Annotated in this window: 13 protein-coding genes; all 13 read left to right on the top strand. The window is 46.3% G+C overall.

The features are described 5' to 3' along the window. Positions 1-263: 263 nt before the first annotated feature. The 13 genes from HPC38_RS10230 (at position 264) to HPC38_RS10290 (ending at position 25,720) form a co-directional block, all read left to right on the top strand. Positions 264-1,241 carry a TRAP transporter substrate-binding protein gene (locus HPC38_RS10230; RefSeq protein ID WP_208121181.1) on the top strand — a complete coding sequence of 326 codons (978 nt, stop codon included), beginning with the start codon at positions 264-266 and terminating at the stop codon, positions 1,239-1,241. A 49-nt stretch (positions 1,242-1,290) separates the two neighbouring features. Beyond that, positions 1,291-1,806 (top strand): TRAP transporter small permease, encoded by a 516-nt coding sequence (locus HPC38_RS10235; RefSeq protein ID WP_208121182.1) that lies wholly within the window; start codon positions 1,291-1,293, stop codon positions 1,804-1,806. A 9-nt stretch (positions 1,807-1,815) separates the two neighbouring features. After that, positions 1,816-3,123, top strand: a complete 1,308-nt coding sequence (locus HPC38_RS10240; protein WP_208121183.1) for a TRAP transporter large permease — start codon at positions 1,816-1,818, stop codon at positions 3,121-3,123. 148 nt (positions 3,124-3,271) lie between these two features. Next, positions 3,272-3,682: a preprotein translocase subunit SecE gene (gene secE / locus HPC38_RS10245; protein WP_208121184.1), complete on the top strand. Its 411-nt coding sequence runs from the start codon at positions 3,272-3,274 to the stop codon at positions 3,680-3,682. Between the two features lie 3 nt (positions 3,683-3,685). Further along, positions 3,686-4,243 (top strand): transcription termination/antitermination protein NusG, encoded by a 558-nt coding sequence (nusG, locus tag HPC38_RS10250; RefSeq protein ID WP_208121185.1) that lies wholly within the window; start codon positions 3,686-3,688, stop codon positions 4,241-4,243. A 112-nt stretch (positions 4,244-4,355) separates the two neighbouring features. Continuing rightward, positions 4,356-4,784, top strand: coding sequence for a 50S ribosomal protein L11 (gene rplK / locus HPC38_RS10255; protein ID WP_208119150.1), 429 nt, complete (start codon positions 4,356-4,358; stop codon positions 4,782-4,784). A gap of 4 nt (positions 4,785-4,788) precedes the next feature. Continuing rightward, the gene (gene rplA / locus HPC38_RS10260) at positions 4,789-5,484 is read left to right on the top strand and encodes a 50S ribosomal protein L1 (protein WP_208121186.1); all 696 of its coding nucleotides are present in this window, start codon (positions 4,789-4,791) and stop codon (positions 5,482-5,484) included. 69 nt (positions 5,485-5,553) lie between these two features. Continuing rightward, positions 5,554-6,159 (top strand): hypothetical protein, encoded by a 606-nt coding sequence (locus HPC38_RS10265; RefSeq protein ID WP_208121187.1) that lies wholly within the window; start codon positions 5,554-5,556, stop codon positions 6,157-6,159. Positions 6,160-6,430: 271 nt separating this feature from the next. Then, on the top strand, positions 6,431-6,928 hold the full coding sequence (gene rplJ, locus HPC38_RS10270; RefSeq protein ID WP_208121188.1) for a 50S ribosomal protein L10: 498 nt from the start codon (positions 6,431-6,433) through the stop codon (positions 6,926-6,928). A gap of 48 nt (positions 6,929-6,976) precedes the next feature. Next, positions 6,977-7,348, top strand: coding sequence for a 50S ribosomal protein L7/L12 (gene rplL / locus HPC38_RS10275; RefSeq protein ID WP_208121189.1), 372 nt, complete (start codon positions 6,977-6,979; stop codon positions 7,346-7,348). 264 nt (positions 7,349-7,612) lie between these two features. Then, positions 7,613-11,644, top strand: a complete 4,032-nt coding sequence (gene rpoB / locus HPC38_RS10280) for a DNA-directed RNA polymerase subunit beta (protein ID WP_208121190.1) — start codon at positions 7,613-7,615, stop codon at positions 11,642-11,644. Positions 11,645-11,710: 66 nt separating this feature from the next. Beyond that, positions 11,711-15,946, top strand: coding sequence for a DNA-directed RNA polymerase subunit beta' (rpoC, locus tag HPC38_RS10285; RefSeq protein WP_208121191.1), 4,236 nt, complete (start codon positions 11,711-11,713; stop codon positions 15,944-15,946). A gap of 744 nt (positions 15,947-16,690) precedes the next feature. Further along, the gene (locus tag HPC38_RS10290; protein WP_208121192.1) at positions 16,691-25,720 is read left to right on the top strand and encodes a YadA-like family protein; all 9,030 of its coding nucleotides are present in this window, start codon (positions 16,691-16,693) and stop codon (positions 25,718-25,720) included. Positions 25,721-25,737: the final 17 nt, after the last annotated feature.

Below are 25,737 nucleotides of genomic sequence, written 5' to 3' on the forward strand. Positions count from 1 at the left end.
GCATAAAGAAAAAGGGCGATTATTCGCCCTTTTTTGTTACCTCAAGACCGCACTTTCATTGCTTCTCTTGCTTGTAATTTAATTACACTTTATATGTTCTAATATTTTTCTTTTATAAAATAATACAGTGTTTCAAAAAAACTAGACTTATATCACAAAATCGAAAATTCACGTTCGGAATCTTTTGAATCTTATGCGCCAACCTTCTAGAATCAGTGGGGAAAGCACATTTTGCTCGATTTAACTGATATTAAGGAAAGTCTATGTTAAAACAAAAATTATTTAAACTTGCTACGGTAACTGCAGCATTAGGTGTGGCGTTTTCTGCTTATGCAACCACAGAGCTAAAAGTGGCGTTTAATCAATCTGATAAACACCCACAATATGAAGCATTGCAGTATTTAAGCGACAATTTATACAAAAAAACTGATGGTCGTTATAAATTAAACGTTTATCCAAATGAATTGCTAGGTGACCAACGTGCCTCACTGGAATTGGTGCAAAATGGCGCGATTCAAATGGCTGTGGTGGCTAATCCATTGGTTGAGAACTACGATAAAACCTTCGCCGTGTTAGGCTTGCCTTACCTTTATAGCAATTCTGCTCACCAAGAAAAGGTGTTCACTTCTGATGTGTTAGATAATCTTTTCAAATCCACCGATAAATTTGGTTTTGAAGTGTTAACTGCCTATACCGCGGGGGCACGCAGCATTTATACAAAAGGTGCGGCGGTGAACAGCGTTGATGATATGAAAGGCAAAAAAATTCGTGTGATGCAATCAGATACGATGATCAAAATGCTTGGTTGCATGGGGGGTACAGGTGTGCCGATGAACCAAGGCGAAGTGTACACCGCGATTCAACAAGGCGTGCTAGATGGTGCGGAAAACAACGAAATCACCTATGCGGACTTAAAACAATATGAAGTTGCACCGCACTTTTCACGTACCCAGCACTTGATGGTAGCGGATTTAGTCGTGGTGAGTACCAACTTTTTGCAAACCATGTCGGAAGAAGACCAAAAAACTTTGCGTGAGCTAGCCAAAGATAGCACCAAAAAAGAGTTTGAGCTGTGGAATGCACAAATCTCAAAAGCTGAAGCGCTCGCAAAAGAAAAAGGGGCAACCTTCACTGAGGTGGATTCGACACAATTCCAACAAAGCTGTAAACCGCTTACTATGGAATTGCTGAAAACACCTGAGCAAAAAGCGTTATATGAACAAATTGAAAAATTAAAATAATATCGAAATGCGCCGCTGCACTGCGGCGGTGCATTTATAAAGGTATGGTATGCAACAACTCGAACAAAATCGTTTTTTTTATTATCTTGAAAAGGTGAAGTTTGCACTCGATAAATTGGCCTCTGGTCTGTGCATTGTGATCGTAGCTGTAATGACCGTGTTGATCACCTATCAAGTGGTTTCTCGTTATATTTTCAACAGCCCAAGTGCGGTCAGTGAAGTGCTCTCGCGCTATCTTTTTATTTGGCTGATTTTACTAGCAGGTGCTTATGTTTTTGGCTTGCGTGAGCATATGGCAATTGCCTATGTCAAACTCAAATGCAGTCCTAAAGTGCAAATTATTTTGGATATGATCTCCGAGCTGGCCACCGCCATTTTTGCCCTGAGCATTATGATTATTGGCGGCTACAGTGCCGCGCTGCGACAAATGTGGCAGCTTGACTCCGCCTTGCAAATTCCAATGGGGGCGATTTATGCAGGCATTCCTATCTCGGGCGCGATGATTGTGTTTTATTTTCTCTACAACGAGCTGAAGCTCGCACGCGCACTGCACCATTTGAAATAAGGAGTCATTATGGATTTAGCATCAACAGCAGCCTTGATCATGCTCGTCGGCACGGTGTTTTTCTTGATTATTGGCACGCCAATTAGTATCAGTGTCGGGATTTCGTCTTTTGCAGCCATGTTGACCATTTTGCCAAGCCAAGGGGCGATGGTTACTTCCGCCCAGCGTTTGTTTGTGGGGTTGGATTCCTTTGCTTTACTGGCTATCCCGTTTTTTATATTGGCGGGTAATATTATGAACAGCGGTGGCATCGCCATTCGTTTGATTAATTTTTCAAAAATCATCAGCGGCTTTTTTCCTGGTGCGTTAGCGCAAACCAACATTGTTTCTAATATGCTCTTTGGCTCCATTAGTGGCTCAGGGGTGGCCTCAGCGGCTGCGGTGGGTGGGATTATGTCGCCTATCGAGAAAAAGGAAGGCTATGACCCGAAATACAGCACTGCCGTCAACATTGCTTCCGCGCCAACAGGTATGTTGATCCCACCAAGTAACACGTTGATTGTGTACGCTACTGTGGCGGGCAGTGTGAGTGTGTCAGCGCTTTTTATGGCGGGGTATGTGCCAGGCATTCTATGGGGCATTGGCGTGATGATTGTTGCAGGCATCATCGCAAAACGTCGAGGGTATATCGCTAAACATCGCATGACGTGCGCTGAATGTGTCAAAGTGACGATTGAAGCACTGCCGAGTATGTCGCTCATTGTGATTGTGATCGGCGGTATTTTAGCTGGTGTTTTCACCGCAACCGAAGCCTCCGCCATTGCAGTGGTATATTCTTTACTGTTGAGTCTTTTATACCGCACTTTAGATCTGCGCAAGCTGCCAGACATCTTTTTGCAAACAGCAAAAATGTCAGCGATTGTGATCTTTATGCTAGCCGCCTCATCGATTATGTCGTGGGTGATGGCGTTCACGCAAATTCCTGCGATGATTGCCAATGGTCTGCTGGGGCTGACTGACAACCCTATTTTGATTTTGCTTATCATCAATTTGGTATTGCTGTTTGTCGGCACCTTTATGGACCCAACACCCGCTGTGCTGATCTTTACGCCGATTTTCTTGCCAATTTGTATGAACCTTGGCATGAGTCCGGTGCAATTTGGGATTTTGCTGGTGTTTAATTTATCGCTGGGCACCATCACGCCGCCTGTCGGGCCGATTTTGTTCACGGGCTGCAAGGTGAGCAATATTGAAATCGACCAAGTTGTGCGTACCTTGATTCCGTTTTTCTTGGTGATCTTCTTGGTGTTGCTGTTGGTGACCTATGTGCCTGCAATTTCCATGACCATTCCGCAGATGATGGGCTTAGTGCAATAAGGTAAGCCTTTTCTCGACCGCACTTTTGCATATAAAGTGCGGTTTTTTATTTAGACACAATGACAATAAGGTATTGGCAAGTGATGAATTAAAATGCTACAATCCCGTGTTCTAAAAAATAGGTCGTTTAACGTCGGATGAGACCAATATGAATTCGAAAAATACTAAAAAACAACTCCCAGATACGGTGCACGAAGGCAAAAGTAAAGGCGTAAATACGTTTTTGTGGCTGTTGGCCGTGCTTGCCGTGGTGGTGGCTGCCGTAGGCAACGCCTATTTCGCACAAGATCTCAATGTGGCCGTGCGTGTTGTGGGCGTGGTGGTGTTGCTGGCTTTGGCGCTGGTGTTTGCCGCGTTGACTAATCAAGGTCAAAAAGCCATCACTTTTGTGCGTGAATCGCGTGTTGAAGTGCGTAAAGTGGTGTGGCCAACCCGTCCAGAAGCGACCCAAACAACCTTGATTGTGTTTGGAGTTACTGTGGTTACGTCATTGATTTTATGGGGATTTGACTCAATTATTATTGCAGTCATTAACTTTTTAACTAATTTGAGATTTTAAGCCATGAGTGAGAACGAAACCCCAATTAAAAAACGTTGGTATGTATTGCAAGCGTTTTCAGGCTATGAAGCTCGCGTGGCGAAAACCTTGATCGAGTACATCAAACAACAAGAGATGGAAGATCAGTTTGGTGAGGTGCTCGTGCCAACGGAAGAAGTGGTCGAAAATGTGGCGGGCAAACGCCGTAAAAGTGAGCGTAAATTCTTCCCAGGCTATGTATTGGTTGAAATGGAGATGAATGATGATACATGGCACTTGGTGCGTAGTGTGCCGCGCGTGCTTGGCTTTATTGGTGGCGCACCCGATAAACCAGCGCCTATTTCCAAACGCGAAGCCGATGCGATCTTAAACCGCTTGAAACAAGACGGTGACAAGCCAAAACCAAAAACCATGTTCCAACCTGGCGAAGAAGTGCGGGTTACCGAAGGGCCGTTTATGGACTTCAACGGTACTGTGGAAGAAGTGGACTATGAAAAAAGCCGCTTGAAAGTGTCCGTCTCCATTTTTGGCCGTGCGACGCCTGTGGAGTTGGAATTCCGTCAAGTGGAAAAAGCACTTTAATCTTTCATAAGCGTAAAATCGCTTGAAATCTGTGCGGTATTTATCTACAATACCGCACTTTTACACACGAGGGAAGCCGAAAGGCGATATTACCCATTAAGAGGAAACTAAAATGGCAAAGAAAGTACAAGCCTACATTAAGTTGCAAGTTGCAGCAGGTATGGCAAACCCAAGTCCACCAGTTGGTCCAGCATTGGGTCAACAAGGTGTGAACATCATGGAATTTTGTAAAGCGTTCAACGCAAAAACAGACAGCATGGAAAAAGGCTTGCCAATTCCAGTTGTGATTACTGTTTATGCCGACCGCTCTTTCACCTTTATTACCAAAACCCCACCAGCGGCTGTATTATTGAAAAAAGCGGCTGGCGTAAAATCAGGTTCTGGTAAACCAAATAAAGATAAAGTGGGCAAAGTTACTCGTCAGCAAGTGCAAGAAATTGCAGAATTGAAAGCCGCTGACATGACTGGCGCAACTATCGAAACTAAGATGAAGTCAATTGAAGGTACTGCACGTTCAATGGGCTTAGTGGTGGAGGACTAATCAGATGGCTAAATTAACAAAACGTATGAAAGCGATCCAAGAGAAAGTTGACTCTACTAAATTCTATGATGTGAACGAAGCTATCGCATTGTTGAAAGAATTAGCGACTGCTAAATTCAACGAAAGTGTTGATGTGGCTGTGAACCTTGGTATTGAAGCACGTAAATCAGACCAAAACGTGCGTGGCGCAACTGTATTGCCACACGGTACTGGTCGTAGCGTGCGTGTTGCTGTGTTCACCCAAGGTGCTAACGCTGACGCCGCTAAAGAAGCAGGCGCTGATGTGGTTGGCATGGAAGACTTGGCAGAGCAAGTGAAAAAAGGTGAAATGGATTTCGACGTGGTTATCGCCTCTCCAGATGCGATGCGCGTAGTGGGTCAATTAGGTCAAATCCTAGGTCCACGTGGCTTAATGCCAAACCCGAAAGTGGGTACTGTAACACCAAACGTGGCAGAAGCCGTGAAAAATGCCAAATCAGGTCAGGTACGTTACCGCAATGACAAAAACGGTATTATCCACACCACTATCGGTAAAGTGAGCTTTGAAGATAACCAAATCAAAGAAAACTTAGAAGCGTTGTTGGCCGCGTTGACTAAAGCACGTCCAGCATCAGCAAAAGGTGTGTTTATCAAGAAAGTGAGCTTGTCTACCACTCAAGGTGCAGGTGTCGCGATTGATCAAACAACCTTAAATCAATAATTGTCCGATAAAAACCTATCATCATTGATAGGTTTTTTTCTATCTGTGTAAAGCAACATAGGGGGCGCAATGAAAAAATCAGTACTCTTCTCACTTCTGTTGTCGATGCCTTTCCTTGCATCCTGCATCACATCACAACATATTCAGCCACAACAGATTTACGGCATTTGGGGTTGTGCAACAAAATATGAAGATATAGGCACGGGTGTCAAAGACATTGTTGATATTAAACCAGATGGACATTTTAGAATGTCAGGATTCATATTCGATCATACGCTGCATAAATTAGCTAAAAAAAATATAGATAACTACTTCTTTTCATTATTATCTTATCGCACTAATTCAGCAGGGACGTGGCAGTTAAAGGGCAATGCGTTAACCTATGAGATAACAAACGACAAGGTTACAAGAGCGATTTCACCGAAAGTTATGGCGGAAATTCAAAAGTCGCCTGGATTACGCGAACTGGAGCAAAAATTATTTGATGTTTATTCAAAAAAAGAACGGCCAAAAGAAAAAGATAAAATCGAGTTGATTATTACACGCCTTGATGAAAATGGTTTTACAGCAAAGCAAATTGTTGGTAAGAGCCAACATCTATCGGTATGTAAAAGACTCACGGATAGAGAAAGAGAAAATGTATTTGAATTTTTCTTTCCGTTGAATAAAACCTGAGATTTTTATTTACATCGATTAAAAATCTCTCTATAATGTCCGACCTAATCCGCTTAGGTGGATTCTCTGATGGTGCTTGCCGTAAATAAATCAAGCCCCATCCAAGACCGCAAGGGAAACGTAGCACAAAGTGCGGTTTCTTAATCATCTTGCGTAGATGGTGAACAGAATAGAAAATTTTTCTGCTTCTGTGCGCCGAACGTCTTAGTAGCTTTGCTATTAAGGAATTTTAATCTGGGAAACCAGAAGTGTATTCAGGAGCTAAAAGCCAATGGCATTAAATCTTCAAGACAAACAAGCAATTGTTGCTGAAGTAAATGAAGCTGCCAAAGGTGCCCTGTCAGCTGTGATCGCCGATTCTCGTGGTGTGACCGTTGATAAAATGACTGAATTGCGTAAAAACGCTCGTGACGCGGGTGTGTCAATGCGTGTGGTTCGTAACACTTTGTTACGCCGTGCGGTTGAAGGCACTGATCTTGAGTGTTTAAAAGACGTAATGGTAGGTCCAACACTTGTTGCTTTTTCTAACGAACATCCAGGTGCTGCAGCACGTTTGTTCAAAGATTTTGCGAAAGCAAACGACAAGTTTGAAATTAAAGGTGCAGCCTTTGAAGGTGAATTTATCCCAACATCAGATATTGATCGTTTGGCATCTTTACCAACATACGAAGAAGCAATTGCACGTTTAATGGGTACAATGAAAGAAGCTGCGGCAGGAAAACTTGTACGCACTTTAGCGGCATTACGCGACAAATTAGAAGCAGCTTAATTAAGTTTGCTTGGTCTATTAAATATTTTACTTTAGGAATTGATTGTTATGTCTCTAACTAACGAACAAATTATCGAAGCGATTGCTGAGAAATCAGTAATGGAAATCGTTGAGCTTATCTCAGCAATGGAAGAAAAATTCGGTGTTTCTGCTGCCGCTGCCGCTGTTGCAGTAGCAGGTGGTGCTGATGCAGCTGCCGCTGAAGAGAAAACTGAATTCGACGTAGTATTAACTGCTGCTGGCGGTAACAAAGTAGCTGTTATCAAAGCCGTACGTGGTGCAACTGGTCTTGGCTTGAAAGAAGCGAAAGACATGGTTGAATCTGCTCCAGCGACCTTGAAAGAAGGCGTTGCTAAAGCAGAAGCTGAAGAGTTGAAGAAAGCGTTAGAAGAAGCAGGCGCTTCTGTAGAACTTAAATAATTTCGTTTATTTAAGTCAGCCTAATTAAAGGCGAATGGCTAGTGGTATTTACTGCTAGCCATTTTGTGCCTTTAAAAATAAGAGTGTTATTGCCGTTTTTTCACTTTTATATTTACTTAATTTTCAATGAATTAAGTCTGCACAAGAGTTTTAAAAAGCAAAAGTGCGGTACCAACAAACGGTATCGAATGTATTGCCACCTTGTTAACTTGATCGCAAGTGTGCGCGAATTTTGGGTCACCGATCAGCAAGCAGAGGAACCCTATGGTTTACTCCTATACCGAAAAGAAACGTATTCGTAAAAGCTTTGGCAAACGCCAACAAGTTTTAAATGTACCTTATTTATTAACCATTCAAATCGATTCTTTTGATAAATTTATCGAGCAGGATCCAGAAGGTCAGCAAGGCCTAGAGGCGGCATTTCGTAGTGTGTTCCCAATTGTGAGCAACAATGGCAGCACTGAATTACAGTATGTCAGCTATCAATTAGGTGAGCCTGTTTTTGACGTACGTGAGTGTCAAATCCGTGGTACAACGTTTTCAGCACCACTGCGCGTGAAATTACGCCTTGTCAGCTATGATCGTGATGGCGCACCAGGTACGGTGAAAGATATTAAAGAAAATGATGTTTATATGGGTGAAATCCCACTGATGACAGATAACGGAACATTTGTTATCAATGGCACAGAGCGTGTTATTGTCTCTCAATTGCATCGTAGCCCAGGTGTGTTCTTTGACAGCGACAAAGGCAAAACTCACTCCTCTGGTAAAGTGCTTTATAACGCGCGTATTATCCCATACCGTGGTTCATGGTTGGATTTTGAATTCGATCCGAAAGACAATTTATTCGCCCGTATCGACCGTCGTCGTAAGTTGCCAGCAACCATTATTTTGCGGGCATTGGGTTATACCACAGAAGAAATTTTGTCACTCTTTTTTGATACAGTGCGCTACACCATTCGCGATAACCAACTATTAATGGAATTGGTGCCTGAGCGCTTGCGTGGTGAAACAGCCAGCTTTGATATTGAAGCTGATGGCAAAGTCTATGTTGAGCGCGGCCGTCGTATCACAGCCCGTCATATTCGCCAATTAGAAAAAGATAAAATCAGCGAAGTGGTTGTGCCAACAGAATATATCGTGGGCAAGATTGTCGCCAAAGATTATGTTGATCTTGACAGTGGTGAACTGATTTGTGCCGCCAATGATGAAATGACATTAGAAATGCTCGCCAAACTTAGCCAAGCGGGCTATAAAGAGTTTGACGTGCTGTTCACTAACGACCTTGATCACGGAGCGTACATTTCTGAAACCTTGCGTGTTGACCCATCAAGCGATCGTCTGTCTGCTTTGGTTGAAATTTATCGCATGATGCGTCCAGGTGAGCCACCAACAAAAGAAGCCGCCGAAGCATTATTCGATAATTTGTTTTTCTCCACCGAACGTTATGATCTCTCTGCGGTTGGTCGCATGAAGTTCAACCGCTCTTTGAATATTCCTGAAGGCGAAGGTGGAGGTATTTTGAGCAAAGATGACATCGTTAAGGTGATGAAAAAGCTCATTGAAATTCGTAACGGCCGTGGTGAAGTGGACGATATCGACCACCTTGGTAACCGTCGTATCCGTAGCGTCGGTGAAATGGCGGAGAATCAATTCCGCATTGGTTTAGTACGTGTTGAGCGTGCGGTGCGTGAGCGTCTGTCAATGGGCGATCTCGATGGTGTCACACCACAAGATCTCATTAACGCCAAACCAATCTCAGCGGCGGTGAAAGAATTTTTTGGTTCATCCCAATTATCACAGTTTATGGACCAAAACAACCCGTTGTCTGAGGTGACCCATAAACGTCGTATCTCAGCGTTAGGCCCAGGTGGTTTGACTCGTGAACGTGCTGGCTTTGAAGTGCGTGACGTACACGCCACTCATTATGGCCGTGTCTGCCCAATCGAAACCCCTGAAGGCCCGAACATCGGTTTGATTAACTCGTTGTCAGTTTATGCGCGCACAAATGATTACGGTTTCTTAGAAACGCCGTACCGTAAAGTGGTTGATGGGCAAGTGACCGAAGAAATTGAATACTTATCTGCCATTGAAGAAGGCAAATACGTTATCGCACAGGCGAACTCCAACCTTGATGACGATTTCCGCTTCACAGATGAGTTTGTGACCTGCCGTGGTGAACATGGTGAATCTGGCTTGTATAAACCAGAACAAATCGACTATATGGACGTTTCCACACAACAAGTGGTGTCTGTTGCGGCGGCCTTAATTCCGTTCTTGGAGCACGACGATGCGAACCGTGCCTTGATGGGTGCGAACATGCAACGTCAAGCCGTGCCGACCTTACGCTCAGACAAACCATTAGTTGGTACTGGTATTGAAAAAGCCGTGGCAGTGGACTCTGGTGTAACCGTGGTAGCCAAACGTGGTGGCCATGTACAATACATCGATGCTTCCCGCATTGTGGTAAAAGTCAACGAAGACGAAACCGTATCTGGCGAAGCAGGTATTGATATTTATAATCTCACCAAATACACCCGTTCTAATCAAAACACCTGTATCAACCAAGTGCCATGCGTGGCATTGGGTGAGCCGATTGAGCGTGGAGAAGTGCTGGCTGATGGTCCATCAACCGATTTAGGTGAATTGGCTCTTGGGCAAAATATGCGCGTGGCGTTTATGCCATGGAATGGTTACAACTTTGAAGACTCCATGTTAGTCTCCGAGCGCGTGGTGCAGGAAGACCGTTTCACCACCATTCACATTCAAGAACTCACAGCCGTTGCGCGTGACACCAAGTTGGGTGCGGAAGAAATTACCGCAGATATTCCCAATGTTGGTGAAGCGGCGTTGAGCAAGCTGGATGAATCAGGGATTGTGTATATCGGTGCGGAAGTGAAAGGTGGCGACATCTTAGTCGGTAAAGTGACTCCTAAGGGTGAAACACAACTGACCCCTGAAGAGAAATTGCTACGTGCGATTTTCGGTGAAAAAGCTTCAGATGTAAAAGATTCATCATTACGCGTGCCAAATAGCGTGTCAGGTACTGTTATTGATGTGCAAGTGTTCACGCGCGATGGCGTTGAAAAAGATAAACGTGCGATTGAAATTGAAGATATGCAACTCAAGCAAGCCAAAAAAGACCTTGGTGAAGAGTTGGAAATTTTAGAAGCAGGTTTGTTTGCTCGAGTACGAGCTTTGTTGGAACAAAACGGCATTGATGCGAAGAAACTCGATAAACTCAGCCGTGAAAAATGGCTTGAGCAGTCGCTGGCGGATGAAAATCAACAAAACCTGCTAGAGCAACTTGCTGAGCAACATGAGGAGTTACGTCGCGAGTTTGAACGCAAGCTGGAAATTAAACGCAATAAAATTACCCAAGGCGATGATTTGGCGCCTGGCGTGTTGAAAATTGTGAAGGTTTATTTGGCGGTGAAACGTCAAATCCAGCCTGGTGATAAGATGGCGGGTCGTCATGGTAACAAAGGGGTTATTTCAAAAATCAATCCAATTGAAGACATGCCATATGACGAAAATGGACAACCAGTGGACATCGTGCTCAACCCGCTAGGGGTTCCATCACGGATGAACATTGGTCAGATCCTCGAAACGCACTTAGGCTTGGCGGCAAAAGGCATTGGTGACAAAATCAATGCGATGATCAAGCAGCAACAAAGCGTGGCGAAATTGCGTGAATATATCCAACGTGCCTATGACTTAGGCGGCGCACCGAAACAAGTGGATTTGGATACCTTCACCGACGAAGAAGTGCTGCGCTTGGCAGAAAACCTGCGCAAAGGTATGCCATTGGCGACTCCTGTGTTTGATGGTGCGCACGAAGAAGAGATCAAAGGCTTGCTAGAGTTGGCAGATCTGCCAACATCAGGCCAGATTACCTTATTCGATGGTCGTACAGGTGAAAAATTTGAGCGCCCTGTAACCGTGGGTTATATGTATATGCTCAAACTGAATCACTTGGTTGACGACAAAATGCACGCGCGTTCAACCGGTTCTTACAGTCTCGTGACCCAACAACCACTGGGCGGTAAAGCCCAATTTGGTGGCCAACGCTTTGGTGAGATGGAAGTATGGGCACTGGAAGCCTACGGTGCGGCATACACCTTGCAAGAGATGTTGACCGTAAAATCCGATGACGTGAACGGACGGACCAAAATGTATAAAAACATTGTGGACGGCACGCACCAAATGGAGCCAGGCATGCCAGAATCCTTCAACGTGTTGACCAAAGAAATTCGCTCTTTGGGTATCAACATTGAGTTGGAAGACGATCAGTAATTGATAAAAAGTGCAAGTGCGGTTCGCCGCACTTGAATCAAGTTTAACTCCGACAGGAGCAAATCTGTGAAAGACTTAGTAAAGTTTTTAAAAGCGCAAACAAAATCCAGTGATGATTTTGATGTGATTAAAATTGGCTTAGCCTCCCCTGATATGATCCGCTCATGGTCATACGGTGAAGTTAAGAAACCCGAAACCATCAACTACCGCACTTTCAAGCCAGAACGTGACGGGCTTTTCTGTGCGCGTATCTTTGGGCCAGTGAAAGACTATGAATGTCTTTGCGGAAAATATAAGCGTTTAAAACACCGCGGCGTGATCTGTGAAAAGTGCGGTGTTGAAGTCACGCAAACCAAAGTGCGCCGTGAGCGCATGGGGCACATTGAGCTGGCTTCACCTGTTGCGCACATTTGGTTTTTGAAATCGCTGCCATCGCGCATCGGTTTATTGCTGGATATGCCATTGCGCGACATTGAGCGCGTGCTCTATTTTGAAAGCTACATCGTCACCGAACCCGGCATGACCGAATTGCAACGCGGGCAGCTATTGACCGAAGAGCAATTTATTGAAGCGGAAGACCGCTGGGCAGACGAATTTGAAGCCAAAATGGGGGCGGAGGCGATCCAACACTTATTGAAAGAAATGGATCTCAATCACGAGATTGAAACCCTGCGTGAAGAATTGCAAGAAACCAGCTCTGAAACTAAGCGTAAAAAAATCACTAAACGCTTAAAATTGCTGGAGGCTTTCGTGCAATCGGGCAACAACCCAGAGTGGATGGTACTGACTGTATTGCCAGTCTTGCCGCCAGACTTACGCCCATTGGTGCCACTTGACGGCGGTCGTTTTGCCACCTCTGATCTCAACGACTTATATCGCCGAGTGATCAACCGTAACAACCGTTTAAAACGCTTGTTGGATTTGGTTGCGCCCGATATTATTGTGCGCAACGAAAAACGTATGCTACAAGAATCTGTCGATGCGCTGTTAGATAACGGACGTCGTGGTCGTGCGATCACAGGCTCTAACAAACGTGCATTGAAATCATTGGCGGATATGATCAAAGGGAAACAAGGGCGTTTCCGTCAAAACTTGCTCGGTAAACGGGTGGACTATTCAGGCCGTTCGGTTATCACCGTAGGGCCATACCTGCACTTGCATCAATGTGGTTTGCCGAAAAAAATGGCGCTGGAACTTTTCCGCCCATTTATTTATGCGAAATTACAAAGCCAAGGCCATGCGTCAACCATCAAAGCTGCCAAAAAAATGGTGGAACGTGAAGATGCGATCGTGTGGGATATCCTCGCCGACGTTATCCGCGAGCACCCAATTTTGCTCAACCGTGCGCCAACCTTGCACCGTTTGGGTATCCAAGCGTTTGAACCATTATTGATTGAAGGTAAAGCTATTCAGTTGCACCCACTCGTGTGTGCGGCGTTCAACGCCGACTTCGATGGTGACCAAATGGCGGTACACGTGCCATTAACGCTGGAAGCGCAATTAGAAGCGCGTGCGTTGATGATGTCGACTAACAACATTTTATCACCTGCCAACGGTGATCCAATCATCGTGCCATCACAAGACGTGGTGTTGGGGCTTTATTACATGACCCGTGAAAAAGTCAATGCTAAAGGTGAAGGCATGTTGTTGCAAGACCCGCGCGAGGCGGAAAAAGCCTACCGCACAGGGGAGGCTGAGCTTCATGCGCGTGTTAAAGTGCGGATCACAGAGCATGTGAAAAATGAAGCGGGTGAATGGGAGGCGAAAACCACTCTGACTGACACCACTGTTGGCCGTGCCATTTTGTGGATGATTGCGCCAAAAGGTATGCCATTTAGTTTGTTCAATCAAACCTTAGGTAAAAAAGCGATCTCTAAATTGATTAATGCTTGCTACCGTATCTTGGGTATGAAAGCGAGTGTTATCTTCGCTGACCAAATTATGTACACTGGTTTTGCTTTCGCGGCGCGCAGTGGTGCGTCAGTAGGCATCGATGACATGGTTATTCCTGATGCGAAAGACAAAATAATCAACGAAGCTGAAGAAGCGGTGAAAGAAATTCAAGAGCAGTTCCAATCTGGTCTTGTCACCGCGGGTGAGCGCTATAACAAAGTAATCGATATTTGGGCAAGCGCCAATGAACGCGTTGCCAAAGCGATGATGGAAAATCTTTCCACCGAAGAAGTGGAAAACCGCGACGGTGAGATGGAAAAACAAGCCTCATTCAACAGCATCTTTATGATGGCTGATTCTGGTGCGCGGGGTAGTGCCGCACAGATTCGTCAGCTAGCGGGTATGCGTGGTTTGATGGCGCGTCCAGACGGCTCGATCATTGAAACGCCAATTACGGCGAACTTCCGTGAAGGTTTGAACGTATTACAATACTTTATTTCAACCCACGGTGCGCGTAAAGGGTTGGCGGATACCGCACTTAAGACCGCGAACTCAGGTTATTTAACCCGTCGTTTGGTTGACGTGGCGCAAGACTTAGTGATTGTGGAAGATGACTGTGGCACCGATCATGGCATCGTGATGACACCACTCATCGAAGGTGGTGATGTGAAAGAACCATTGCGCGATCGTGTGCTCGGTCGTGTAGTGGCTGAAGATGTACTCAAGCCAGGCACTGATGAAGTGTTGATCCCTCGCAACACCTTGATCGACGAAAAATGGTGTGACATCATCGACCGTGAATCCATTGATAGCATCAAAGTGCGGTCGGTGGTGACTTGTGATACTGATTTTGGTGTGTGTGCCAAATGTTACGGTCGTGACCTTGCCCGCGGGCATATCATCAACAAAGGTGAAGCGGTTGGGGTTATCGCAGCGCAATCTATCGGGGAGCCAGGAACACAGTTGACCATGCGTACCTTCCACATTGGTGGTGCGGCATCGCGTGCGGCGGCAGAATCCAGCATTCAAGTGAAAAATAACGGTAGCGTGCGTTTGGCAAATGTCAAATTTGTTACCAACAAAGAGGGCAAATTTGTCATCACTTCGCGTAACACTGAGCTGACCGTATTAGACGAATTTGGTCGCACCAAAGAGAGCTATAAAGTACCTTATGGTGCAAGCCTGAGCAAGCAAAATGGTGATGAAGTCAAAGCAGGTGAAATTATCGCCAACTGGGATCCACACACCATGCCAATTATCGCAGAAGTGGAAGGTAAACTTGAATTTGCCGACATCATTGACGGTGTAACCGTCACTCGTCAAACTGACGAATTGACAGGGCTATCATCCGTGGTGGTGCAAGATGTGGGTGAACGTGCAACTGCAGGTAAAGATCTACGCCCAGCCTTGCGCGTGCTGGATAGCAAAGGTAATCCAGTCTTGCTCAGCGGTACTGACGTGCCAGCGCAGTACTTCTTGCCAGGTAAAGCAATTGTAACCCTCGATGACGGTGCGGAAATCCACATCGGTGATCCATTGGCGCGTATTCCACAAGAATCTGCTGGAACCAAAGATATTACGGGTGGTTTGCCACGCGTTGCTGATTTGTTTGAAGCGCGTAAACCAAAAGAGCCTGCCATCATGGCGGAAATCTCTGGTACTGTGTCGTTTGGTAAAGAAACCAAAGGTAAACGTCGCTTGCTTATCACTCCAACTGATGGCGGCGATGTGTATGAAGAGATGATTCCAAAATGGCGTCAGCTCAACGTGTTTGAAGGTGAACACGTTGAACGTGGCGACATCATCTCTGAAGGGGCGGAAACGCCGCACGATATTTTACGTCTGCGCGGCGTGCATGCGGTGACAGAATACATCGTCAACGAAGTGCAAGAAGTTTATCGCCTGCAAGGGGTAAAAATTAACGATAAACACATCGAAGTGATCGTGCGTCAAATGTTGCGCAAAGCAATTATCACCAACGCGCAGGACAGCGAATTCCTCGAAGGGGAACAAGTGGAAGTGGCGCGCGTGAAAATCGTCAACCGCGAGCGTGAAGCGCAAGGCAAGCCGTTGGTGGAATATGAGCGCGAACTGCTCGGCATAACTAAAGCCTCATTGGCAACCGAGTCGTTTATCTCCGCTGCTTCGTTCCAAGAAACCACTCGCGTGCTGACTGAAGCCGCCGTGGCAGGCAAACGCGACGAATTGCGTGGCTTGAAAGAGAACGTCATCGTCGGTCGCTTGATTCCAGCGGGTACAGGTTACGTTTATCACCAAAATCGTCATGATGGGAAAGTCGCAGCTGAGTTTGCTGTTGATGAAGAACTTGAGCATAAGGTAGATGCCGACGAGGCATCAGCCAATTTGGCCGAAATGCTGAATATGACAAGTGATTTTAACCCGTCATAATGCAATCAAACTTAAAAAGCCTAGGTTCGCCTAGGTTTTTTTATGCCTTGCAACCGCACTTTTAGATATTTTTTCTTTGCACATGGCGCACGGCATTTCTTTTCCTTATTTCTCTGGGAGAGCGTCGAGATAGGATTGTCATCGGCGAAACGCGATAGTATTGATGAAATGAAAACAGAGAAAAAGCCATAAAAGGCTTACAAACACTCCCTGAGCTATCGCAAGGCGGAACGACAAAACTGATGACATCGTCACACACAAAAAAGTGCGATTTCGATATTTTTATCAAACAAATAATGTTAATAAAATGTTTTATTTGTAAATAAAATAATCTTTCATAGATATGAAAAAACCTATCATTAATCAATTTAGCCAATTTAAATGATAGCCATCTTATAAAATGGCTTTATTTACTCTATAAAAATCAATATATTATTGCCTTGCCTTGCCTTGCCTTGCCTTGCCTTGCCTTGCCTTGCCTTGCCTTGCCTTGCCTTATTTATTTTGTAAATTATTTGTATAAATGGTTAAGTTATGATTTAATGGTGCCGTTTTTTCGCTCGCAAAAGAATGGATTTAGAGCAAAATATCAAAAAATGTTCCAATTAAAATTTTTATGCTTTTCTTTTTGAAGAAGAAATGAAGCTGTTGTATTGAGCATTTGTTATTAAAGCAGCGGAAGATGTCCGCAATAAAATTTTTACTATGGCGTAGCCGTAGAAATGATAGAGTTTAGGAAAGAGTATGAACATCAATTTCAAAGTTATTTTTAATCGTGCTTTAGGCTGTTTTGTTGCTGTGAGTGAATTAGCTAAATCACAACATAAAAGCGGAACACGAGGACAGTTTTCAGTTAATCGGGTGCAGAAAAAGAAACATTTTACTTATACGGCACTTTCTGCTGCGTTATTGATTGGATTAGCGAATAGTGCTGCCGCTGTTGAGTATTATTCTGTGAATGATCAAAATACAGAACGTGCTGATAAATCGAAGAATCAAAATAAAGATAATTTAGGTGCATCAGGTGCTAAATCTATGGCTGCGGGCTACAACGCTAGGGCAGAAGGCGAAAAAGCTACTGCCGTTGGTACGGATTCATATGCAAAAAGCGCGGATGCGGTGGCTGTCGGCAATGCTGCCAAAGCCGAAGGTGAACGCGCGATTGCACTCGGTAAAAACGCACAGGCTAAAGGCAATAACAGTTTCGCATTTGGTGAGAATGCACAGGCGTTCGACGAAAAATCTTTTGCATTAGGTAAAAACGCACAGGCGAAGAAAGAAGGTTCGTTTGCGATTGGCGAGAATGCCAAAGCCGAAGGCGAGAAGTCCTTTGCATTAGGCAAAGGCGCGACTGCCAAGCAAGAAGGCTCTTTTGCACTGGGTGCAAATGCTAAAGCCGGTAATGGCGCTACAGATATTAATAACATTGCACTGGGTACAAATGCAGCAGCATATCGCGAAAATTCTACTGCCATTGGTACATCAGCACTGGCTTGGGGCAAGAATGCCGTGGCACTGGGCAACGACACAGAAGCAAACGGTACCAGTGCGGTAGCGATTGGCGATACTGCCAAGACGAATGGGCAAGTAGAATCCATTGCGATTGGTAAAGGTACATATACAACAAATGGTCAATCAATTGCACTGGGTAAGGACGCTAAGACTAAAGGTACCAGTTCAACCGCAATTGGTGATACGGCGCAGGCTGACGGCTATAGTGCTATTGCGATGGGGCAAAGAGCCTACGCCAAAGGCGATAACACGATTGCGGTCGGTCGCGATGCCGGTAAGGGTAGTAATAACGCGCACGGTGTTACGATTGGTTACAACGCTGGGCAGTATATCGGCACGGATACGGAAAGACGTTGGCGCAATATTGCCATCGGCGAAAATGCGAATAAATTTGAAGATAAAGACGATAAGCGGTTAACGACTGATAACAATATCGCAATGGGCGTTAACAGCAAAGCCAGCGGCGGGGATTCTGTCGGCATCGGTACGTCTGCCTATTCGGGGGTAAAAGATGCGGTTGCGATTGGGCGGAATGCAAGAGTCAGCACATACGAGAATCCTAACCGTGAGATTAAGGAACCGTCGGTCGGTGGCGTTGCCGTCGGCGTGGACGCAGTGGTCGGCGGTGAAGCGCCTGCCGGTGTTGCCGTCGGACGAAAAGCCTATGCCAACCGTCACGGCAGCATTGCCATCGGCGGCAGCAGCGAGGAGGGTAAGCAAACGAATGCCGGCGGTTTTGGTTCGGTGGCGATTGGTGATGATGCGCGGGCAAGCGGTTATGCCACAATTGAATTGCCTTCAGCTAGCCTTACGGCAGAGGAAATTGAAGCCAAACGCCTGAAAAGCGCCAGCGTGGCGATTGGTCGCAGCACGCGGGCGAACGGCGATGCGGCAACGGCGATTGGTCAGGGTGCAACTGCCGCCGGGCAGGGGATTGCCATCGGTCATAAGGTTTCCGCCGCCGGCAACAGTGTGGTGATTGGTAACGAAGGGCAGGCAACGGTTTATAACAATCAGACATCGCCCGGTTCGGCGGTGTCGCTGGAAAGTTACGGCACGGCGGTCGGTGCCGGCGCGCAGGTCAACAGCGGACGCAGTGTGGCGTTGGGGATTAACTCCCGCACGGGTTTCAGACGGTTTAATCCCGACGGCACGCCGAATTATCAGGGCGATGACGGCGATCCGGTGATTGTGGCGATGAAAAAAAGTTCGCTGGTCGGCGAAGGCGTAGTGGATGCCAATAAAAATTATTCGGCAGAGATGAAGGCGAAAGGCGTCAGCGAGTGGGGCGCGCAGCAGGTGGCTTTGGGCTCACAGATTACGGTGTTGGGCGATCAGTCAACCGCCATCGGTAATGATGTGTTTGCTTTAGGGCATTCTTCCATTGCCATCGGCGGGGATGATACTGATATTGTTGCCAAAACGGATGTGGGCGCGGAGTATTTAAGCCTGACCGGTAAGGGCGCGGGCGGTTATCGTCCGACGGCAACCGGCGGGATGGCATCCATTGCGTTCGGCGTGCGGGCTGTTACCACTAACCGCGCGGGTCTTTCCACCGCTTTCGGCACGGGGGTGAAAACCGATGCGATTGCCGCCACGGCGATTGGTATGGGTGCGCAAGGGCTGTCTAAAACCGGTGTGGCTTTGGGCGCAACGTCTGAAGCGACGCGGCAGGGCTTGTCTTACAGCAATGATATTGCCTCGCGCGGAGCCGTGGTTGCCAAACCAGCAGATGTTAGCGTGTCTTCCGATAAGATTACGTTTAAAGCCGCCACGCCGCAGGTTTATGCGATTAAAAACGTTACCGATGCGGATAAAAACGCCATTTTGAATACGACGTATAAAACGCTGGGCGCGGTGTCGCTCGGGCGCGATTTAACGCCTGACGGCAGCGTTGCCTATACGCGCCAGATTACCAATGTGGCAGCCGGTTCGGCGGATTATGATGCGGTGAACGTGGCGCAGTTGCGCGCGGTGGCAAACTCCGTCGGCGAAGGCTCACACTATTACAGCGTCAACAATAAAGACGGCAACGGCGACGACCGTAAGGAAAATAACTACCACAATGAAGGGGCTTTAGGCGACCGCGCGTTGGCAGCGGGTGTGAATGCTGTGGCGAAAGGAGATAATGCCTCCGCCGCAGGCAATGCGTCCCGCGCGTTCACTTCAGGCAGCGTTGCTTTGGGCAATAACGCACTTGCCGGCGCCGATATGGGATTTAAAGAGAAACACGATGCTGCCTACACAGCTTGGCAGCAAGCAAAAGTGCTGGCGGATGAACACAAACAGCAATTGGATCAGAAAACGGTTGAAGAGCAGCAGTTAGCGAAAACACAAAACAGCGTGAACATCAGGGTGAGTGATATCACTAATCAGGCGAACAGCAATACTCAGAAAATAACGGACAACAATAATCTGATTACCAAAACGAAAAATGACATTATTGAGCCTGAAAAAGTCAAACTGGCGGGTCTGAAACAGCAGGTAGCGGATGTTGAGCAGCAAATCACGACCGCCAAACAAAATGCCCAAGATACGACGGCTTTAGAAAGAGATAAAGCCAATCTTGTGAAAAAACGTGATGATTCCGCAGCCTATCTGGCGAAATATGAAGATCAGGTTGCCCGTCTGGAAGCCGCGAATGCGTATCTGACCGAAGAAACCGGCGTGTTCAATAAAGATAAAGCTGAGTTAGAAGAGGTGAAAGCAGACACTGATGCGAAGTTGGCAGAAGTTCGTTCGGAAAAAGATCAGTTGCGCCAGCAAGTTAATGCAGACCAAGCTGATTTGCGAAATAAAGAAAAGGCTTATAAAGCAGTTGGCGATGCTACGGGAATCAACGCGATTGCTATTGGTAATAATGCGCAGGCGGCAGGTATCGATAGTATTGTGCTTGGTTCGGCATCGACCGTCGGCAAAGATGCCTCTGGTTCTGTTGCCATCGGCAGCGGTAATACCGTGCAGCAGGAAAATACTTTTGTTTTAGGGAAAAATATTACCAGCAGTCAGGCGAATAGCGTGATTTTCGGTAACGCCTCATCCGACCGCGCGGCGACTACTGAAAATGAAGCCAATGTCAACGGTCTGAAATACAGTGGTTTTGCAGGTCAAGGCTCGGTGGAAAAAGGCGTCGTCAGCTTCGGGGCGGAAGGCAAAGAGCGCCAGCTTATTAATGTGGCGGCAGGTAAAATCTCAGCAGACTCAACCGATGCGATTAACGGTTCTCAATTGTACTTGACACAGAAAGTACTGGGCAACGTCGCTAATAGTACTAAAAATGTTCTTGGCGGTGATGCTGCTGTTAGCCCTGAAGGCAATATTACGATGAGTAATATTGGTGGCACGGGTAAAAATACCGTTGATGAAGCTATCAAAGCGGCGAAAACGGAAGTTAAAGCAGGCAATAATGTTACTGTGAGTAATGAAGCAGATAGCGCTGATGGGCATACTATTTACACAGTGAACGCTGAGAAAACAACTACAAGTGCTGGATCGGATGCGGTTACAGTGCAAGCAGGTGAGAAAAACGAACAAGGCGTAACTAATTATGAGCTTGATCTTGCTCAAACTACTAAAGACAACATTCAAAAAGGTGTAGACGCAAACAAAGCGATCGAAACCAAAGGTGTTGAATTTATGGGTGATACAGGAACTAAATTTGCCCGTAAATTGGGTGAACAAACCAATGTCAAAGGTGGAGCAGTAGGTGAGTTGACCGATGGAAATATTGGGGTGGTTGCAGATGGTAAAGATACCTTAACCATTAAACTAGCCAAAATGGTCAACCTAACTGAAGACGGTATGCTCATGATTGGTGATACCGTAATGGATAAAGAGGGTTTGTCAACGCCAGAAGTTACCGCAGACAAAGTTAATGCAGGTAAAACCAAAATTGAAGATGGCAAAATCACAGGGCTTGCAGCGCGCAATACAGACGATAACGATGACTACGGCAAAGGCAACAACGCCAACCGTGCAGCGACTGAAAGTGCGGTCAGCGTGGTGAACGATAACGTAAGCCTTGTTGATGCAAAACTTGAGGCAGCGGAATTTGGCTTAAAAGGTCAAGACGGCAAGGAAGTTAAGAAAAACCTGAACAACACTATCGATGTTGTCGGCGCAGATGACAACATCAGCACCAAAGTGGACGATAGCAAACTGAAAATTGAATTGGCGAAAGATATTAAAGGCTTAAACAGCATTGAAGTAAAAGGTACTGAGCCAAATCAAGGCACGGTGATAAACGGTGACACCATCACTTCAACCGATGCCGACAGCAAAGTTGCTAACCGCACGCCAACCAAAACTGAATTTATGGGCGGAGACAACGGCAAAGTAATTTTAAGCAATAGCGGCTTAGATAACGGCGGTAATAAAATCACTAACGTGGCGAATGGTGTCGAACCAACTGATGCAGTGAATATGAGCCAGTTGACAGGTGTTTCTGACAAAGTCAATAAGGGTTTATCGTTTGCAGGTGATTACGATAAAAACGGCAAAGATGACAACAATAAATTCACGCAACAATTGGGTGATATGACCAGCTTTGAAGGCGGTGCGGACTTTGGCGATTTGTCTGACGACAATATCGGCGTGGTGTCTAATGGCGCAGATGGCTTGGCGATCAAATTGGCGAAAAATATCAATTTGACCGAACAAGGTAGCGTGCAGTTAGGCGACACTATGGTCAATAACGGTGGTTTGACTGTTAAAGGCGGACCAAGTGTCACTAAAGAGGGCATCAATGCGGCGGATAAACCAATTAGCAATGTGGGTAGCGCTATTGACGGCAAAGACGGTGCAGATGCGCTGGCTAAACTAGATTCTGCGAAAAATGACCCTAACACAGTGAAAAGTGCGGTTAACGTATCGGATCTTGCCAACACTGCAGACGCATTAAAAGACAGCCTAGACAAAGACTTAACCAACAAAGGCTTTGGCTTGACTGACGATGATGATCAAGCCGTGAAAAAACCATTGGGTGAAACAATCAAAGTCAACGGCAAAAACGGCATTACTGTGAAAGCTAACGATGACCAAGACGGTTTAGAGATCGGCATTGGCGAAAATCTAAACGTTGGCGATAAAGTGGTGATCAACGGTAAAGATGGCAGCATTGGCGTGAAAGGCGACAACGGCAAAGACGGCGTTTCCCTGAACGGCAAAGATGGTTCTATCACCTTAAACAACGGTAAAGACGGTAAAGATGGTGCCAGCGCGACATTAGAAGTGGTTAACGGAAAACCAGGCCTAAACGGCAAAGACGGTGACACTCAACCACGCTTGCAAGTGGGCGATAAACAAGTGGCAACACTTGATGACGGTTTGTTATTCCAAGGCAATAATAAAGATGACGCCCAAGCGCCACTAGCGAAAAAATTGAACGAAAAACTCACCATCAAAGGTGGTAACGACGGCGCGAACGTGTCTGACGCCAACACTTACGTTGAAAACAACGGCAGTGAACTAGTGGTTAAACTGGCGAAAAACTTGACCAACATTGATAGCATCACCACCAACGGCGGTGTTGTGATTAATAATGACGGCATTAACGCTGGCGATAAAGCCATTATTAACGTGGCAGCAGGCAAGGTGTCGAAAGATTCAACAGATGCCGTGAATGGCGGTCAGTTGTTTGGTGTGGATCAAAAAACGATTAAAAACGCAGAAGATATTATCTTAAACCAAGAAGGTATTAAAACGCTGCAAAAAGGCTGGAATATCACTACAGGCAAAACCACTGGTGAAGTGGACGGGACAAGCAAAGCTAATGTGCAGGCGGATGATACTGTGACAGTTAATGCTGGCGATAACATCAAATTGGTGCAAGACGGCAAAACCTTGACTGTGGCAACCAAAAAAGACATGTTGCTTGACAGTGCGGTGATCGGCCCTGTGGTGATTGACAAAAATGGTATTGATGCTGGTGATAAACTAATCACAGGTGTTGCTGATGGTAAAGATCCGCAAGACGCGGTGAACAAAAGACAGCTAGATGCGATTTCTGCTGATGCGGGTGATAAGTTAGCTGACTTTACCGTGGGTGCGGATAAAGACGCCAACGCGGACGGCATTGTGGTTAATAAAAACAACAAACGCTTTGACATTGTTGGCGGTGACAGCAACTCAATCACCACTGAAGTTGATGGTAACAAAGTGGTGGTTGATTTAACAAACGATGTGACTATCGGTAAGTTAGTCGATCCTAACGATCCTGATAGCAAAGGTGAAGCAGGTGCTGTCACTGTGACTGGTAAAGATGGTAAAAATGGCGTAAGCATTAAAGGCGACAATGGCGATGGCAAACCAGCGATTACTATTGCAGGTGAAAACGGTGCTAATGGCGTAAGCTTAACCACCAAAACCGACGGTCAACCAGGCGTGAACGGTAAAGATGGTGATACTAAACCACGCTTAGAAGTGAACGATGAAGAAGTGGCTACCTTAAATGATGGCATCAAATATGCGGGCGACACAGGCACTGCCTCAACCGCACTTAACAAAACTGCGAGTATCGTTGGTGGCGTGACAGATGAAGGGAAATTGTCTGACAACAATATCGGCGTGGTGGCAACACAAGACGGCGACAACGCGAAATTGACCGTGAAATTGGCCAAAGACATCAAAGATCTTGACAGCATCACCACCAACGGCGGTGTGAAAATTGATGACAAAGGCATTGATGCAGGTAATAAAGCGATCACCAACGTGGCGAGCGGTGGCGATGTTGACACCAACGCGGCTAACATCGGTGATGTGAAAAAAGCAGCAGCAGCGGCCAGCAGCAAAGTTGAAGCGGGTGATAACATTGTTGTTAAAAGCAAGTCAAATGACGATGGCAGCACCACATACACCGTCGCCACGAAGAAAGACTTGGATGTGGACAGCGTGAAAGCAGGCGATACCAGGGTGAACAAAGACGGCGTGAAAGTCGGCGATAAGGTTACTCTAAACAATGAAGGCTTGAAAGCAGACAATGTGAGCGTGACTAGCGCAGGCATCAATGCTGGTGGCAATAAAGTCTCTGGCGTGCAAAATGGCGACATTTCAGCGAAGAGCACAGATGCCGTGAACGGCAGCCAGTTGTTTAACCAAGGTGAAGGCGTGAAAAATATCATCGGTGGAAACACCACTTATGATCCAAACACGGGCACATTCACCAATGCTGACATCGGCGGCACTGGCAAAGGCAATATCAATGATGCAATTGCCTCTGTTAACACCACATCTAAAGCGGCGAAAACGGAAGTTGAAGCGGGTAAAAATATTGTGGTAAAAGAGCCACGTGTTGGTGTTAATGGTCAAACTATTTACACTGTGGAAACCGCAGATAAAGTGGCGTTTGATGAAGTGAAAGTGGGCAATGTTGCCATCGACAACAACGGCATTAACGCAGGCAACAAAGCCATTGATGGTGTGAAAGCAGGCAACGTGACTGAAGGTAGCCAACAAGCTGTTAACGGCGGCCAATTGCACAACACCGCACAATCCGTGGCTAATGCATTGGGTGGTGGCTCAACAGTGAGCGACAATGGCGAAGTGACTGCGCCAAGCTATGAGTTGACAGGCACCGACGGCAAAAAAGAAACCGCTCATAGTGTTGGCGGTGCATTAAACTTCTTCACCAGCCAAGTGGTGAAACCAATCACCTTTGCGGGCAACGAGGGCTCACACACTGCACAGTTGGGTAGCACGGTGCAAATCACGGGCGCGGATAGCAATATCTCAACTAAAGTAGAGGGCAACAACGTGAAAATCCGCCTTGCGGACAACCTCAACGTGAAGAGCGTGACAGCGGGCAACACCAAAGTGGATAAAGCAGGTGTGACTATCAAGTCAGCGCAAGCGGGTAACGTGAGCTTGGGAGCGTATGGTCTGAATAACGGCGGAAACACTATTACCAATGTAGCAGACGGCGTTAAGGATAGTGATGTGGCGACTGTTCGTCAGGTGAAAGGTGTTGCGCAGCAGGTGAATAAAAACACCCAAGCGATCAACAATCTTGGCAACCGTATGAACAATATGGATCGCAAGCTCAAAGGCGGCATTGCGGGCAACTCAGCCATGGCGAGCTTGCCACAAGCCTATATTCCAGGACATTCAATGGTGGCAGTTGCAGGCGGTCATTACAGCGGTAAAAGTGCGGTCGCCTTGGGTGTGTCACGCATCTCCGATAGTGGCCATGTGATTATCAAGCTTAATGCTGCAACCAATAGCTCAGGTGGTACTAACGTAGGCGCTGGCGTAGGCTATCAATGGTAATCACCCCGACCGCACTT

Source organism: Spirabiliibacterium pneumoniae, assembly GCF_014884995.1.
Taxonomy (GTDB): domain Bacteria; phylum Pseudomonadota; class Gammaproteobacteria; order Enterobacterales; family Pasteurellaceae; genus Spirabiliibacterium; species Spirabiliibacterium pneumoniae.